Here is a 15,851-nt window from a genome sequence, read left to right on the forward strand (position 1 = left end):
AACTGCAGATTCCTACAACCGTTCGGGCTGCAAGAAAGGACGGTCCAACTCGGGCGCCCAGTGCTCAGGCACGGGCTTCAACAACTGGCCCAGAGGCCGCTCGGGCTACCCGAGCTGGTCCGAGGCCTGAAGATACAAGGCCGCCAGCGCTCAGTCAGCCTTTGCGTTCCAGCGGCGGACGCCCGGCCGCCACCCACTCGTCGAACTCGGCCCGGCTCTGCGGCGTGGCCGGGAACAGGCCGAAGATCGAGCGGCCCAGGCGCAGGTGGGCGGCCACGAACACCTCGTAGTCGGCATTGCTGGCTGCCTCGGCGGCCACTTCCTCCACCAGGTGGCGCGGGATGCACACCACGCCCTCGCCGTCGCCGACGATGACGTCGCCGGGATAGATCGCCACGCCGGCAACGCCCACCGGCACGTCGAATTCGACCGGGCTGAGCGCGATCGGCGTGGCCGGGCCGGAGTCGCGGACCTGGAAGCAGGGCAGGCCGGTGGCGCGGATGCCGGGCGCGTCGCGGTAGCCGCCGTCGGTGACCACGCCGCGCACGCCGCGCACCTTGAGGCGCAGCGCCATCATGTCGCCCATCACGGAGGCCCGGGCATCGCCGCCGGGGGCCAGCACCAGCACCGAGCCGGGCGGGCATTCCTCGATCGCGCGGCGGTGCAGGCTGGCGTCCGTGGCATACAGCGCCATCGTGTCCAGGTCCTCGCGCGCCGGGATGAAGCGCACGGTCCAGGCGGGGCCGACCAGCACCGGCTGCTCGGGCGACATCGGCTGCAGGCCGAGCAGGAAGGTGTTGCGCAGCCCGCGCTTGAGCAGGCAGTTGGCGATGTTGGCCGCGCCGCTGCGCGCCAGCTGCGCGCGGACCTTCTCGGACAGGGCGGCGCTCACGCGGGCGCTCCTTCCTTGACCACCGGGTTGCGCAGGACGCCCACGCCTTCCAGCTCGATCTCGACCACGTCGCCGTGCTTCATCCACACCTGCGGGTTGCGCCGCAGGCCCACCCCGCCGGGGGTGCCGGTGACCAGCACGTCGCCCGGCTCCAGCGTGGTGAAGGTGGACACGAAGGCGATCAGCTCGGGGATGCTGAACATCATCAGGTCGGTGGTGGTGCGCTGCATCTCCTGGCCGTTCAGGCGGCACACCAGCGACAGCACGCGATCGGCCGGCAGTTCGTCGCTTGTCACCAGCCAGGGGCCGAAGGCGCCGGTGGCGGGGAAGTTCTTGCCCGGCGACCACTGGCCCATCAGCAGCTGCCAGTCGCGCACCGAGCCGTCGTTGTAGGCGCTGATGCCGGCCACGTGGCCGAGCGCGTCGGCCTTGGCGATGCGGCGGCCGGCCTTGCCGATCACCACCGCGAGCTCGGCCTCGTAGTCGAACTGCTCCGACTCGCGCGGGCACACCAGGGGGCGGCCGTGGCCCACCTGCGACTCGGGCAGGCGCAGGAAGATGGTCGGCGCCGCGGCCTCGGTCTTGTGCTGGCCCTCGGCGCGGTGCGCCAAGTAGTTCAGGCCCACGCACAGGATGCGGGCCGGGTTGGGGATCACCGGCAGCGGCACCACCTGGTCCAAGTGGAAGTCGGCCGGGGCCCGGTCGGCCAGTTGCGCGATGCGCGGCAGCAGGCCCTGGGCGATCGCGGCCTTCAGGTCCGGGCAGCCGGCGCCGAGGCGCAGGCCCATGTCGACCACCTCGTCGCCGCGCACCACTCCGAAGCTGGCGCGCTGGGGCGTGACATAGGACATCAGTTTCATGCGGAATGGGTCTCCAGTTGGGAAGGGGCGGCCAGCGCCATTTCGAGCGCGCGCCGCGCGGCCACGCCGACCAGTTGCGCGCGGTAGGCCGCGCTGGCATGCAGGTCGGCGTTGAGGCCCTGCGGGTCCTGCCGGAAGCCCGACAGTGCCGCAGGGGAGAAGTCGGCCGCCAGCGCACGCTCCAGCGCCGCCTGGCGGAACACACAGGGGCCGGCGCCGTTGACAGCGACGCGCACCCGGCCCTGGCCGAAGTCGGCGATGAAGCAGCCGGTGGTGACGTAGCCCGAGGCGGGGTTGGCGATCTTGCAGTAGCCGGCGCGCACCGGCACCGGGAAGCGCACCTGCAGCACCAGCTCGACCGGCTCCAGCGCGGTGCTGAACAGGCCGGTGAAGAAGTCGTCGGCGGCGATGCGGCGGCGGCTGGTCTGCACTTCCGCGCCCAGTCCCAGCAGGGCGCCGGGGTAGTCGGCGGCCGGGTCGTTGTTGCTGATCGATCCGCCCATGGTGCCGACGTGGCGCACCTGCGGATGGGCGATCCCCGAGGCCAGGTGCGCGAGCGCCGGGATGGCCGCGCGCACGCCCGGATCGGACGCGGTCTGCGCATGCGGCGTCATGGCCCCGACGGTCACGAAGCCGTCCCCGACGGTGATGCCGCGCAGGCCGGGCACGTCCTGCAGGTCGACCAGCAGGGCCGGCCGCGCGAGGCGCTGCTTCAGCGTGGGAATCAGCGTCTGGCCGCCGGCCAGCGGCCGCGCCTCGGGATTGGATGCGAGCAGATCCAGCGCCTCCTGCAGGCTGCGCGGGCGGGCGTAGTCGAAGTCGACCACCTCAGACTCCTTCCGGTCCGCACCGCCTGGCGCAGTCCTGGATCGCGTCGACGATGTTCTGGTAGCCAGTGCAGCGACAGAGGTTGCCCTCCAGGTCCTGGCGCACGGCGGCCTCGTCGCCAGCGCGCCCGCGGCGGATGATGTCGATGCCCTGCATGACCATGCCCGGCGTGCAGAAGCCGCACTGCAGCGCATGGTGCTCGCGGAAGGCCTCCTGCAGCGGGTGCAGCTCGCGTGGATTGCCGATGCCTTCGATGGTGGTGACCTCGCGGCCATCGGCCTGGACCGCCAGGAAGGTGCAGGACTTCACCGAGCGCCCGTCCAGGTGCACGGTGCAGCAGCCGCACTGGGTGGTGTCGCAGCCCACGTGGGTGCCGGTCAGCCCGCAGTGCTCGCGCAGGAACTGCACGAGCAGCGTGCGCGGCTCCACCGCATGCGTGCGGCGGATGCCGTTGACGGTGAGGGTGATCTCGCGGGTGGTCATGGCGGGCCTCAGTGCGCGGCGATCCAGCCGGCCAGCAGGGTGGCCGCAGCGACGGTGAAGGCCCAGGCCCAGCCCGGCATGCTGATGGTGACGCTGCCGCTCCAGCCGGCGGCCGGGACGGCGGCGCCGGTGGCCACCGGTGCCGGCGCGACCGGACGGGGCTGCGCCACGGCGGCTTGCGGCGCCGCTTCCTGCGGCGCGGCCTCTTGCGGCGGCGCGGTGATCACGGCGGTGAGCCGCTCGAAGAATTGCTGCGACATGCGCGCTGCCGTGGCGTCCACCAGCCGCGAGCCGATCTGCGCCAGCCGGCCGCCGATCTGGGCCTGGGCCCGGTAGGCGAGCACGGTGCTGTTGCCGTCGGCCTCGGTCAGTTCGACGTCGGCACTGCCCTTGGCGAAGCCGGCCATGCCGCCGTCGCCGTCGAAGCTCAGCGTGTAGCGCCGTGGCGGCTGCAGGTCCTGCTGCTGCAGCCGGCCCTTGAAGCGGGCCTTGACCGGGCCGACCGCGGCCACGACGCTGACGCTGTAGCGGCCGTCGCCCTCGTGGGTCACGGCCTCGCAGCCGGGGATGGCCGCGCGCAGGGTTTCGGTGTCCAGCAGGGCGGCCCAGACGCGTTCGCGCGCCACCGGCAACCGCTGCTCGCCTGTCAGTTCCATGGTGTTCCTCTCGGGTCGCCGCTCACAGAGGCGGCAGGTCCGCCGGCCGGTTGGTCTGCCAGCGGAAGGGATGGATGTCGATGCGCGAAGACAGGCCGGCGAGCTCGAACGGATCGTTCGCCACCATCTCGCGCACGGCCTGTTCGCTCTCGGCCTCGATCAGCATCAGGCCGCCGCAGCCCTGGCCGTCGGCGTCCAGGATGGGGCCGCCCAGGCGCACGCGCGCGGCGAACTGGTCCATGTAGGCCCGGTGGGCGGGGCGGGTGGCCGCGCGGATCGCCGCGGCCTGGCCGTCGTCGCGATCGATGCGGTAGACCATGTAGAGATTCATGGGTGGGCTTCCTGGATGGCGTTCCACACCGCCAGCGGGGTGGCGGGGCAGCGGATGTCGCGCACGCCCAGCGGGCGCAGCGCGTCGACGATGGCGCCGACGATCGCCGGCGGCAGGCCGACCGTGCCGGCCTCGCCGCCGCCCTTGACCCCCAGCGGGTTGGTCTGGGTCGGGACCGGCCGCAGGGCGAGCCGGAAGCGCGGGAAGTCGGCCGCATGCGGCATGGCGTAGTCGGTGAAGGCGCCGGTGAGCAGCTGGCCGTCGGGCGCGTGCACCACCGCCTCCTTGAGCACCTGGCCGGCCGCCTGGGCGATGCCGCCCATGATCTGGCCTTCCAGCAGCAGCGGGTTGACCACGGTGCCGACGTCGTCCACCGCGCTCACGTCCACCAGCTTCACCTCGCCGGTGTCGGGCTCCACCTCCACCTCCGCGATGTAGCAGCCGTTGGGGTAGTTCTGCGGGTTGGCGCTGAAGTGGCCCACGCCTTCCAGCCCGGACCACAGCTCGGCCGGCAGCGGCTTGGGCGAACCCCAGGCGTAGGTGGCGCGGGCCACCTTGTCCAGGCTGATGCTGGTGGCCGGATCGGCCGTGTCGCGGTAGTGCCCGTCGGCGAAGGCCAGGCTTTCCGGCGACCGGCCCAGCAGGATGGCGGCGACCTGGCGGCCGCGCTCGATCACCTGGTTGCAGGCCGCCTTGAGCGCCGAGCCGCCCACGGTCATGCTGCGCGAGCCGAAGCTGCCGCGGCCGTTGGCGATCTTGTCGGTGTCGCCCTGCACGAAGCGGATCCGGTCCAGCGGCACGCCCAGCCACTCGTGCACCATCTGCGCGTAGCTGGTGTGGTGGCCCTGGCCGTAGCTGAAGGTGCCGGCCAGGATGGTCAGGCCGCCGGTCGCGTCGAAGCGCACCTCCATGCGGTCGCTGATGGTGGCGCACACCTCGATGTAGCAGGACAGGCCGCGCCCGCGCAGCTTGCCGCGGCGGGCGCTCTCGGCGCGGCGCGCCTCGAAGCCGTTCCAGTCGGCCAGCTCGAGCGCAGCGTCCATGCAGGCCTCGAACTCGCCGCTGTCGTAGGTCTCGCCGATGGCCGTGCGGTAGGGCATCTGCGCGGGCTGGATGAAGTTGCGGCGGCGGATCGCCACCGGATCCATGCCCAGCTGCGCGGCCGCCAGGTCCATCATGCGCTCGACCACCAGCGTGGCCTCGGGCCGGCCGGCGCCGCGGTAGGTGGTCAGCGTGCGGCTGTGGGTGAAGATGCCGTTGATCTCGACGTGCATCGCCGGGATCGCGTACACCCCCGACAGCATGCGGCAGCCCACCAGCGGGGGGTGCGCCGTCGACGGGCCGAGCTGGCAGCCGAGGTTGTGGTTGACGACCACGCGCAGCGCGCGCACCTTGCCGTCGGCGTCCAGCGCCATCTCGGCATCGGCCAGCTGGTCGCGGCCGTTGAAGTCGGACAGGAAGGCCTCGCTGCGGTCGCTCACCCACTTGACGGGGCGGCCGATGCGCTGGGCGGCCCACAGCACCAGGATCTCCTCCGGGTACAGGCCGCCCTTGGTGCCGAAGCCGCCGCCGACGTCGCCGGCCACCACGTGGATGCGGTGGGCCGGGACGCGGAAGATGTGTTCGGCCAGCAGCAGCCGGATGCGGTGCGGGTTGGACGCCGAGCTGGTCAGGTGCCAGCGGCCTTCGCCTTCGTCGAACACGCCCAGCGCGGCACGCGGCTCCAGCGGGTTGCCGGCCACGCGCTGGCTGCGCACCCGGGCGCGCACCACGTGGGCCGCGCCCTCGAAGGCGGCCGCGGTCTGCGCGGCGTCGCCCATCTCGTGCTGGAAGCAGCGGTTGCCCTCGGCCTCGGGCCACACCAGCGGCGCGCCGGGTTCGATGGCCGCCTCCACGGTGGGCGCCGCCGGCAGCGGCTCGTAGTCGACGACGATGCGCTCGGCCGCGTCCATCGCGGCGGCCAGCGTCTCGGCCACCACGAAGGCGACCCCGCTGCCCACGGCGAGCACGCGCTCGCTCTCCAGCGGCGGGAACGGGGTCTTGTGGTAGGTGCGGCCGGTGATGGTGGGCGGGATGCTGACGCAGGGCATCAGGCCCAGGCCGTCGGCCGCGTAGTCCTCGCCCGTCAGCACGGCCACCAGGCCGGGCACTTCCAGGGCGCCGCTCACGTCGATGGAGCGGATGCGGGCATGGGCGACCGGCGAGCGCAGCACGTAACCGCGCAGCAGGTCCGGCCGCACCTCGTCGTCGGCGTAGCGGCCCAGCCCGGTGAGCAGGCGCGGGTCCTCCAGCCGGGGCAGGGGCGCGCCGATGCCGTGCAGGGCCCGCTCGATCGGTTCAGCCTTCATGTTCTTTCGTGGCCGTCAGGCGGCCATCGGTTGGGCGGCGGCATAGCGGCCGCCGTGATACAGCAGCGGCGGCGGCTTCCCGGCCTCGCCGCGCAGCGCCATCACCCGCCCCACGTAGAGCGTGTGGTCGCCGCAGGGATAAGCATGCTCCAGGCGGGCCGCCACGTGCACGGCCGCGCCACGGATCACCGGCAGGTCGTGCAGACGGTCGAACTCGGGCGCGAAGCCCTCCACCGGCCGGCCGGCGAAGTGGCTGCTGACCGGCAGCTGGTGCTGGCCGAGCACGCTGACGCCGAACTGGCCGGCGTTGCGGATCTTGTCGTGCATGCGGGCCGTGCACGCCACCGACACCAGCACCAGCGGCGGCTCGAGCGAGCCGGACATGAAGGCATTGGCGGTCATCGCGTGGGCGTCACCGTCCACCTCGGTGGAGATGACGACCACGCCGGTGGCGAACTGGCCCATCGCGTCGCGGAACTCGCGCGCGGTGAATCCGGGCGCGACGCCCTCGACGGCGCTCGCGAGCGATGCGGAAGCTATCGGGGGCATCGCGACTCCTAGCTCAGGCCTTGCCGGAGCCTGCCATCGCCTGGCAGGTGATCTCGAGCTTGATCTCGGGGTTGGCCAGCGAAGCCACCTGCACCAGCGTGGAGCAGGGGAAGTCGCCGCTGAAGAACTCCTGGCGAGCCTTCCAGATGGCCTTGTTGTCGGCCATGTCGGTCACGTAGATCGTCATGGTGACCACGTCGGCCATGGTGGCGTTGGCGGCCTCCAGGCAGTGCTTGACCTTGGTGAAGATCACCTTGGCCTGCTCGTACGCGTCGCCCACGCCGTGGATGGTCTTGAGGTCGTTGGAGCGGGCGGTGAAGCCCGACAGCCAGATCTGGTCGCCAACCCGGATGCAGTTGGACCAGTGGCCGGGCGGGTACTCGGCCACGTGGGGGGAGATGAAGCGCTGCTGCTTCAGCGGGGTGGTCGTCATCGGAGCTCTCCTTGAGTTGGTGACGGTTGAGGGAAATTCATTCGAAGAAGGTGCGCGGGGGCTGCATGCCCCACTGCGTGGTCTCGTCGGCGGGGACCGCGTAGCGCACCGGCTGGTAGTGGCAGTTGGCGACGTCGCCGTCGGTGTAGTGCTCGACCCGGAAGTCGAACGGGTCGCGCCAGTAGTCGAAGATCTGGCTGCCAACCAGGTGGCGGCCGACGCCGCACTCCAGCCGGTAGCCCTTCTCCATCAGGTAGTCGTGCGCGCCGAACACGGCGTCGATGTCCTGCATCTCGAAGCTGCAGTGGTGCACGCCCAGGTGGTCGGCCTGCAGGATCAGCATCGCGTGGTGGTCCACCGGCTGCTCGCCGCAGTCGAAGCGCACGAAGGTGCCCATCACGCGGGCCTCGTCCTCGGGGACGCACAGGTAGTCCGAGTCCAGCAGCCCGAAGCGGTCGGCGAACCAGGCCTTGGTTGCCTCGTGGTCGCTGACGTGCAGCACGAAGTGGCCCAGCCGCAGCACCAGGCCCGGCTCGCGCTTGGGGCGCAGCGAGGCGTTGATGCGGCGCTTGACCGTGCCGGCGTTGAAGGGGTTGGGGTCGCGCAGGCCCAGCGGTTGCGCCGGCTCCTGGCCCCAGACGCCGTCGATCGGGATCCCGTCGGGCGTGGTGGTGCGCACCCGGAAGCCGCCGCCGGGCAGGTCGAGGATGGGCTCCACCGGCGACGAGCCCGGCAGTTGCGCCAGGGCGTCGAGGTCGGCGCGCGACGCCATCTGCAGCGCCGCGCCGATGAAGCGGTCGTCCGGCCCCTTGCGGGTGACGTGGATCACCGGCGCCGGGCCGGCGCCGCGCAGCGCGAGCTGGTCCGGCCCGCGCTGGGCGGTGACAAGGCCGAAGTCGTGCATAAAGGACTCCATGCGGTCCAGGTCGCGGACCTGGTAGACGACGTAGGCGGTGTCGATGGCCTTGGGCATGGCGTGCGCTCCGTCAGCCGCGCCGCAGGACGCGGACGTCGTCGTTGCCGACCAGGTCGGGGGCGGTCCAGCCGTCCAGGTCGTACTCGCCCATGCAGCGGTCGACCATGGCTTCCATCTGCGCCATGTCGCCGCTGCCCTGCGATTCCCACAGGTTGGCCAGGCGGGTCACGTCGTTGGAGCCCAGGTAGTTGATCTCGTACAGCTCGCTGCGGCCGCCGAACTCGGTGCCGATGCAGTCCCACAGCAGCTTCATCACCTTGACCCGGCCTTCCGCGTCCACGCCGCCGCTACCGCGCAGGTAGCGGTCCAGGTAGCCGCGGATCTCGGGCGCCTTGAAGTCGTCGGCGTGCGAGGGCAGGTAGATCAGGCCGCTCGCCACGCTGGCCTCGATGATCTGCTTGATCTGCGGGAAGGCGACCTGCGAGATCGTGCGGTAGGCGGCGCCGAAGCGGGCGTCGGGCTGCACCATGCCGTTCCAGGGGATGTTGCTCTTGGCCATCGCGTCCGACAGGCCCCACATGGTGTTGCGCCAGGCGACCACCTCGCCGAAGCGCGACTGCACGCCGTGGAAGGCGCTGGTGCCGGTGATCTTCAGCGCCTTGCTCAGCACGCCGACGATGAAGTCCAGCTTGACGGCCAGCCGGGTGCAGCCGTGCATGGCGGCGCGGGCGTTGAAGCCGGAGCCGGGGGCGAAGTCGTTGGCCTGCTCGACGTCGCCGTGCATGAACACGTTCTCCCAGGGCACGAACACGTTGTCCAGCACCAGGATGGCGTCGTTCTCGTCCATGCGCGAGGACAGCGGGTAGTCGAACGGGCTGCCCAGCACGGCGGCGCGCTGCTCGTTGGAGTAGCGCGAGATCATCTTCACGCCGGGGGCGCCGGTCGGGACGATGAACACGGGCGCGTAGGCCGGGTCCTTGATCGGGATCTGGCCGGCGTGGGCCACGAAGGTGTAGTGGGTCAGGGCGGACGCGGTGGCAACCACCTTGGCGCCGCTGACGAAGATGCCGGCGTCGTTCTCCTTGACCACCCGCACGAACACGTCGGAGGTGTCGGCGCTCGGCTTGTTGCGGTCCACCGGCGGGTTCATGATCGCGTGGTTGATGTACCAGGTGCGCTCCTGGGCCTTGCGGTACCAGGCGGTGGCATTGGCCTCGTAGCCGCGGTAGTAGGAGGCGTTGGCGCCCAGCGTGGCCAGGAAGCTGCCCTTGTAGTCGGGCGAGCGGCCCATCCAGCCGTACGAGATGCGCTGCGACTCGGCGATCGCGTCACGCGAGGCGACCTGGTCGGCCACCGTCCTGGGCGCCTGGAAGAACTTGTGCGTGTAGCCGCCCCACTCGGTCGGCGCGGTCAGCACCTCGCGGCGGGCCGGGTCGTGCAGGGCGTCGTAGAAGCGGGCGACCATGCGCGCCGAATTGCGGAACGCCGGGTGCTCGACGATGTTCTTCACGCGCTCGCCGTAGATCCAGACCTCGCGGTCGTCCTGCAGGCTCTCCAGGTATTCCTTACCGGTCAGGGGGATCAGCGCGGTGTGCTGCATGGGGGCATTCATGGGGGGTGTGTCTCCGTCGGTGGGAAAGGAAGGGTCAGTGGCGCGCGAGCGCCATGGCGAAGATGAGGATGGCGCCGATCGACATGGTCTGGGCGTACGCGCCGACCTGCATCAGGTTCAGGCCGTTGCCCACCAGCATGATCAGCAGGGTGCCCAGCAGCACCTTGAGCGTGCGGCCCTGGCCACCGGCCAGGCTGACGCCGGCGATCACGCAGGCGGCGATGGATTCGAGCGGCAGGTTGGTGCCGATGTTGGCTTCGCCGGTGTCCAGGCGCGCCGTCAGCAGCAGCCCGGTGATCACGCCCATCACGCCGGACAGCATGAAGGAGACCACCAGCACGCGGCCGGTGCGCACGCCGGACAACTCGGCCGCGCGCAGGTTGCCGCCGGTGGCGTACAGGTGGCGGCCGAAGCGCGACCACTCGAGCAGCACGTAGGTCGCTGCGACCAGCGCCACCGCGACGAGGGCCGGCACCGGAATGCCGAGGAATTCGCCGAAGCCGAACACCTCGCCCAGTTCCGGCGGCAGGCCGTAGATCGGCACGCCGCCCGACACCAGCAGCGTGATGCCGAACAGCACCGACGACATGCCCAGCGTCATCATGAACGGCGGGATCTTCAGCAGCGTGCTGCCGAGCCCGTTGACCAGGCCGACGATGCAGCCGATCGCCAGGCCGACGGCGGTGCCGGCGGCAATGGCCAGCCAGGGGGCTTCCGGCTGTGCCGCATAGACGGCGGCCATCACGGTGGCGCTGGTGACCGAGGTGAGCGAGACCACCATGCCGATCGACAGGTCCAGCCCGCCGCCGATCAGCACGATCAGCTGCCCGAGCGCCACGATCAGCAGGTACACCGACTGGCGCGCCATGTTGGTCAGGTTGTCGGCCGTCAGGAAGCCGGGCGCCTGCAGGCTGAACACCAGCAGCGCGCCGACGAACATCAGCGGCAGCGCCAGGTCCTGGCGGTTGCGGCGCAGCCAGCCGATCGGGTCGAAGCGGCGGGCGGCGTCCTGCGCGGCAGCCGGCATGGCGGCGGGCATCGCGTCCGGCACGGCCGGCGTCGGGGGGGCGTCGAGGGTGCCAGTGGCGGTGGTGGTGTTCATGGTCGGGTCAGAAGAACTTCGCGAGGATGCGGTGCTCGTCGTACTCGTCGCGCCGGAATTCGCCGGTGATGCGGCCGTCGTTCATCACCAGCAGGCGGTGCGTCATGCCCAGCAGCTCGGGCAGGTCGGACGAGACCAGCAGGATGGCGGCGCCGGCGGCGCTCAGCTGTGCCAGGCAGCGGTAGATCGCCTGGCGCGCGCCGACGTCCACGCCGACGGTGGGTTCGTCGAACACGTACACGCCGATGTCCTGCGCCAGTCCCTTGGCCAGCATCACCTTCTGCTGGTTGCCGCCGGAGAAGTTGGCGGCCGGCTCGCGCAGCCGCGGCGCCGCGAAATCCACCTGCTGCGACAGCTCGCGCAGCTGAGCGCGTTCGCGCCGGGGCCGCAGCCAGCGGCCGCGCACCGGGCCGAAGCGCAGGCCGGACAGCGACATGTTGTCGCCGGCGGGCAGGCCCAGCGCGAGCCCGTCGTGCTTGCGGTCGGCCGGGCTGTACCAGAGGCCGGCGGCGATCGCATCCGCCGGGTGGCCGAAGCGCACCGCCCGGCCGTCCAGCTCGATGCGGCCGGCGGCCAGCGGGCGCAGCCCGAAGCAGGCCTGCGCCAGTTCGCTCTTGCCGCAGCCGACCAGGCCCGCGATGCCGACGATCTCGCCGGCGCGCACCTGCAGCCGCGCGTCGCGCACGGTGACGGTGCCCGGCCGCAGGGCCAGGCTCACGTCCTCGAGCGAGAGCCGCACGCGTTCGCCCACCGGGCCCGGTGCGGGATAGATGTTGGCCAGCGTGCGGCCGGTCATCAGCTCGATCAGCCGGTGCTCGGGCGTGTCGGCCGGCACGGTGGCGACCTGTTGGCCGTCGCGCAGCACGGTCACCCGGTCGCCGAGGGCCGGGATCTCGTGCAGGCGGTGGGTGATGTAGACGATGGCGGTGCCGTCGGCCTTGAGCCGGCGCACCAGGCCGAACAGCGCCTGGGCATCGTGCTCGGACAGCGAGGCCGTGGGCTCGTCCAGGATCAGCACGCGCGGCGCCTGGCGCAGGGCCTTGCAGATTTCCACCATCTGCTGCTTGCCGCGCGGCAGGTCGGCCACCTTGGCGTCCACGTCGAGCGCGAAGCCGAGGCGCTCGACCAGCGCGGCCGCTTCGGCGCGGGCAGCGGCGCGCGACAGCAGGCCGCGGCGCACCGGCTCCTCGCCCAGCGTGATGTTCTCCGCCACCGTGAGCGTGGGCACCAGCGAGAACTCCTGGAACACGGCCCGCACGCCATGCGCGCGCGCCTGTCCCACGGAGCCGAAGATGCCGCGGTGGCTGCCGATCTCGATCTCGCCGGCGCTGGGTTCGCGCGCGCCGGCCAGCATGGAGATCAGCGTCGACTTGCCCGCGCCGTTCTCGCCGAACAGCACGTGCACCTCGCCGGCGTGCAGGTCCAGCGTCACGTCCTGCAGCGCCAGGTGCTGGCCATAGCGGCGCGACAGCCCGCGCACCCGCAGGGCGGGGACGCCGCTGCGGGCAGCGCTGGACTCGACGTGCGGGACGGCGACGCTCACGGCCTGCGGCTCCGGAATCAGTCGCCCAGCTTGAACACCGGCCGGTAGCTGGCCGGGGCCAGCACGGTCTGGATGTCGAGCTTGCCGATGCTGTCGCGGGTGTAGGTGTGGCCGATCGTGTTCACGTCGGCGTACTGCACCTTCTTCTCCAGCAGGCGCACCGCGGTGTCCAGCATGATGCGGCCGGTCAGGGCGATGGGCGTGGCGCCGGCGGCCTCGATGTTCCCGGCCTTGACGTGCTGATAGACCCCCGGCGTCATGTAGACCGACACCAGCTTGACCTTGTCCTGCAGCTTGCGCGCCTTCAGCAGCGGCACCACGGCCTCGGCCATCACGGCGGTGCCGACGATGTAGTCCAGGTCCTTGTGGGTCTGCAGGATGTCCTCGGCCAGGCGGGCCTGGACTTCCTTGCCGACGTCGCCGTGCTTGGTCTCGGCGATGACGACGGCGCTGTCCTTGATGCCTTCCTCGAAGCCGGAGGTGAAGGCGGTCACGAAGCCGGCGCCGGCGGGGCCCGGCAGCCACGCCACCTTCACCGGCTTGCTGCCCTTGGGATGCTTCTTGGCCAGGTACTGGCCGGCGCGCAGGCCTTCGTCACGTGGGCTGGTGAGCACGCGCGCGCCGGTGTCCTTGGAAGAGACGCCGTTGATCGCGTCGACCACCGGGATGTTCTTGGCCTTGAGCTGCTCCAGCAGGTTGTTCATGCCGTCGCGGGCGATGCCCACCATCACCACGGCGTCGGCGCCGCCGGCCACGCAGTTCTCGATCTGCGAGATCTGGGTGTTCAGCCCGGCATAGCCGCCGGCGTCCATCGTCTGCATGCGCACGCCCAGGCGCTTGGCTTCTTCCACCATGCCGTAGTTGGTGGCCAGGAAGAACGGGTCCTTCATGTGCGGGACGGACACGCAGATCGACCAGGGCTTGCTGGCCTTGGCCAGCGGGCTGTAGTCGACCACGGTGGCCTGTCCGGACTGGCCGGCTTCGACCTTCAGCGGGTACCAGTTGGCGGCGTGGGCTGCAGCGCTGGCGCAGGCCAGGGCGGCGATGGCGGCGACTTGCGCCAGACGGGGGGATTTCAGCATCGAGTGACCTCTTGAAACAATGGGTTTTGGTGCATCGCAGGACGGCTGCACCGCCTGCGCTCCCGTCACGCCCTGTACGTCTTCCTCCAGCGCGACTTGGACTCATGCTAGGTGGAAGCACTTATGAGGTCTATTGAAAGTTCAGGCCAAATCGGATTGCCATATGGTTATGGCTGATCGGTATTAACCCTAGGTGTTTCTCATGCCCAAACTCGATTGGTATATCCGTGCCAACCTGAAACTGCGGCACCTGCAACTGCTGGTGGCGATGGACGACCTGGGCAGCGTCAATCGCGTGGCCGCCTACCTGAACGTGACCCAGCCGGCGGTCTCCAAGACGCTGTCCCAGATCGAGGACAGCCTGGACGCGCGGCTGTTCGAGCGCACCCCGCGCGGGATGGAGCCGACCGAGCACGGCACCTGCCTGATCCGGCATGCGCGCGAGATCCTCACCCGGCTGGCCACCGCCCGCGACGAGCTGCGCGACATCAGCGAGGGGCGCATCACCCGCGTGTCCATGGGCGTGCTGCCGGCCACCGCCTGCGTGCTGGTGCCGCGCTTCATCGCCCGGCTGGAGGCCGCTGCCACCGACGTCGCGGTCAACGTGCGCGAAGGCACCATGAACACGCTGCTTCCGGCGCTGCGGGCCGGCGACGTGGACCTGGTGGTGGGCACGCTGCCGGACCGCCGGCTGCCCTCGGAATTCGACAGCGAGGAGCTCTACGAGGACCCGGTGGCCGTGGTGGTGCGGCGCGACCACCCGCTCACCTCGCTGTCCAAGCTCGAGTGGCCGATGCTGTCGGACTTCCCGCTGGTGCTGCCGCCGCCGACGGCCTCGACCCGGACACCGATCGACATCTTCATCGCCGAGCAGGGCGTGAACGTGCCGCGCCGGCACGTGGAGTCGATCTCCACGCTGACCAACATCGGCGTGCTGCAACTCACCGACTCGATCGGCTTCCTCTCGCGCGACCTTGCGCGGCACTTCGCCGCCCAGGGCTCGCTGCAGGTGCTGCCGCTCGAGATCCCCAACCTGTCGATCCGGGTCGGGCTGGTGTGGATGGTGGACCGGCGCATGGGCACGGCGCAGCGCGTGGTGCGCGAGATGCTGCGCGACACCGCGGAACTGCTGCCGCGCGTGGCCCCCGACGTGCTGCCGTCGCCGCAATCGGCGAAGGTGCGCAAGCGGCCGGCCGGCGTCTGGTAGGCGAGGGCGTCAGCGCTGGCCGCCGGCCGCGGCCACGCGCACGTCCTCCTCGGGCTCGACCGGCTCCATCGACTGCGCCGCGACCTGCCGCAGCCGGGCCACCAGCGCCTGCGTGGTGGTCGACGGCTCCGAGTGCCGCATCCAGGCGCAGCCGATCGGCACCGGGGTGTTGGGCACCGGCAGCGGCAGGATCTTGAGCCAGTTCATCCGCTGGTAGTGGTGCGCCAGGTGCGGCGAATAGAAGCTGATGGCGTCGGTCTCGCGCAGCAGCGTGTTGCTGGCGGTCATGGAGCCGGACTCGACCAGCGCGCCGGCCATGGGGATCTGCAGTGACTCCATCACCTGCTGCACCGCGTAGCGGAACAGCGTCCCGGGTGGCGGGATGATCAGCGTGTGGCGCGCGAGGTCGGCCGGCTTGATGCGCGCCCGCCGGGCCAAGGGATGGTGCGAGCCGCTGACCACGGCGACGCCTTCGCCCCGGTGCAGTACTTCCACGTGCAGGCCGGCCGACAGCGACGCCGGCGGCAGGGTGCCCACCAGCAGGTCGATCTCGCCTTCGCGCAGCATCGGCAGCAGCCGGTCCGCCGTGGCCTCGTGCAGCACCACCACGGCGCGCGGCGACTCGCGCTGCAACTGGATCACGGCGCGCGGCACCAGCACCGGGGCCGCGACCGGCAGCACGCCCACGCGCACGTGGCCGGTGGCACCGCTTTGCAGGTGGCGCAGTTCCTCGCCGGCCTCGTCCAGGCTGTGCAGCATGGTGCGGCACAGCCGGATCATGCAGGCGCCATACACGGTGGGCACCAGCCCGTTCTTGCCGCGCTCGAACAGGCTGACGCCGACGCCGCGTTCGATTTCCGCCAGCGCCTTGGACACCGCCGGCTGGCTCACGTTCATCATCTCCGCGACGCGGCCCACGTGCCGCAGGTTGTCCAGTCCGACCAGCAGCTGCATGTGGCGGGGCTTGAGGTTCGCGCGGATGTACCAATCGAGTCGTGCCATGGTGATC

Annotated in this window: 16 protein-coding genes; 1 reads left to right on the forward strand and 15 read right to left on the reverse strand. The window is 71.0% G+C overall.

The features are described from left to right. Positions 1–154: 154 nt before the first annotated feature. From VEC03_RS05040 to torT, 14 genes are read right to left on the reverse strand one after another with little or no spacing between them, the layout of a single operon-like run. Positions 155–892 (reverse strand): ribonuclease activity regulator RraA, encoded by a 738-nt coding sequence (locus VEC03_RS05040; protein ID WP_324913163.1) that lies wholly within the window; start codon positions 890–892, stop codon positions 155–157. Next, complete coding sequence (locus VEC03_RS05045; RefSeq protein WP_324913165.1) at positions 889–1,752, reverse strand: fumarylacetoacetate hydrolase family protein; 864 nt, start codon at positions 1,750–1,752, stop codon at positions 889–891. The genes VEC03_RS05040 and VEC03_RS05045 overlap by 4 nt, the downstream gene beginning before the upstream one ends. Beyond that, a complete protein-coding gene (locus VEC03_RS05050) occupies positions 1,749–2,579 on the reverse strand; it encodes a xanthine dehydrogenase family protein subunit M (RefSeq protein WP_324913167.1) in 831 nt (276 codons plus the stop codon). The genes VEC03_RS05045 and VEC03_RS05050 overlap by 4 nt, the downstream gene beginning before the upstream one ends. A 1-nt stretch (position 2,580) precedes the next feature. Next, the gene (locus VEC03_RS05055) at positions 2,581–3,063 is read right to left on the reverse strand and encodes a (2Fe-2S)-binding protein (RefSeq protein ID WP_324913169.1); all 483 of its coding nucleotides are present in this window, start codon (positions 3,061–3,063) and stop codon (positions 2,581–2,583) included. Between the two features lie 8 nt (positions 3,064–3,071). Continuing rightward, positions 3,072–3,719 (reverse strand): carbon monoxide dehydrogenase subunit G, encoded by a 648-nt coding sequence (locus VEC03_RS05060; protein ID WP_324913171.1) that lies wholly within the window; start codon positions 3,717–3,719, stop codon positions 3,072–3,074. Positions 3,720–3,741: 22 nt separating this feature from the next. Continuing rightward, positions 3,742–4,050, reverse strand: a complete 309-nt coding sequence (locus VEC03_RS05065; protein WP_324913173.1) for a YciI family protein — start codon at positions 4,048–4,050, stop codon at positions 3,742–3,744. Beyond that, positions 4,047–6,398 carry a xanthine dehydrogenase family protein molybdopterin-binding subunit gene (locus VEC03_RS05070; RefSeq protein ID WP_324913174.1) on the reverse strand — a complete coding sequence of 784 codons (2,352 nt, stop codon included), beginning with the start codon at positions 6,396–6,398 and terminating at the stop codon, positions 4,047–4,049. Before VEC03_RS05070 ends, VEC03_RS05065 begins: the two co-directional genes overlap by 4 nt. 15 nt (positions 6,399–6,413) lie before the next feature. Next, positions 6,414–6,947 (reverse strand): flavin reductase family protein, encoded by a 534-nt coding sequence (locus VEC03_RS05075; RefSeq protein ID WP_324913177.1) that lies wholly within the window; start codon positions 6,945–6,947, stop codon positions 6,414–6,416. Positions 6,948–6,960: 13 nt separating this feature from the next. Continuing rightward, entirely contained in the window at positions 6,961–7,380 is a 420-nt protein-coding gene (locus VEC03_RS05080) for a RidA family protein (protein WP_324913179.1), read from the reverse strand. Between the two features lie 37 nt (positions 7,381–7,417). Beyond that, positions 7,418–8,353 (reverse strand): VOC family protein, encoded by a 936-nt coding sequence (locus VEC03_RS05085; protein ID WP_324913181.1) that lies wholly within the window; start codon positions 8,351–8,353, stop codon positions 7,418–7,420. Positions 8,354–8,366: 13 nt separating this feature from the next. Beyond that, positions 8,367–9,908 (reverse strand): 4-hydroxyphenylacetate 3-hydroxylase N-terminal domain-containing protein, encoded by a 1,542-nt coding sequence (locus tag VEC03_RS05090; RefSeq protein ID WP_324913183.1) that lies wholly within the window; start codon positions 9,906–9,908, stop codon positions 8,367–8,369. 34 nt (positions 9,909–9,942) lie between these two features. Next, a complete protein-coding gene (locus VEC03_RS05095; RefSeq protein ID WP_324913185.1) occupies positions 9,943–11,010 on the reverse strand; it encodes an ABC transporter permease in 1,068 nt (355 codons plus the stop codon). A gap of 7 nt (positions 11,011–11,017) precedes the next feature. Continuing rightward, complete coding sequence (locus VEC03_RS05100) at positions 11,018–12,553, reverse strand: sugar ABC transporter ATP-binding protein (protein WP_324913187.1); 1,536 nt, start codon at positions 12,551–12,553, stop codon at positions 11,018–11,020. Between the two features lie 17 nt (positions 12,554–12,570). Next, on the reverse strand, positions 12,571–13,635 hold the full coding sequence (gene torT / locus VEC03_RS05105) for a TMAO reductase system periplasmic protein TorT (protein ID WP_324913189.1): 1,065 nt from the start codon (positions 13,633–13,635) through the stop codon (positions 12,571–12,573). 202 nt (positions 13,636–13,837) lie between these two features. Here torT and VEC03_RS05110 point away from each other — a divergent pair, with 202 nt between their 5' ends. Further along, on the forward strand, positions 13,838–14,842 hold the full coding sequence (locus tag VEC03_RS05110; protein ID WP_324913191.1) for a LysR substrate-binding domain-containing protein: 1,005 nt from the start codon (positions 13,838–13,840) through the stop codon (positions 14,840–14,842). Positions 14,843–14,851: 9 nt separating this feature from the next. Here the strand turns inward: VEC03_RS05110 and VEC03_RS05115 are convergent, their stop codons facing one another. Beyond that, positions 14,852–15,844, reverse strand: a complete 993-nt coding sequence (locus VEC03_RS05115; protein ID WP_324913192.1) for a LysR family transcriptional regulator — start codon at positions 15,842–15,844, stop codon at positions 14,852–14,854. Positions 15,845–15,851 lie beyond the last annotated feature (7 nt).

The organism is Ramlibacter sp., from assembly GCF_035627355.1.
Classification (GTDB): Bacteria; Pseudomonadota; Gammaproteobacteria; order Burkholderiales; family Burkholderiaceae_C; genus Ramlibacter.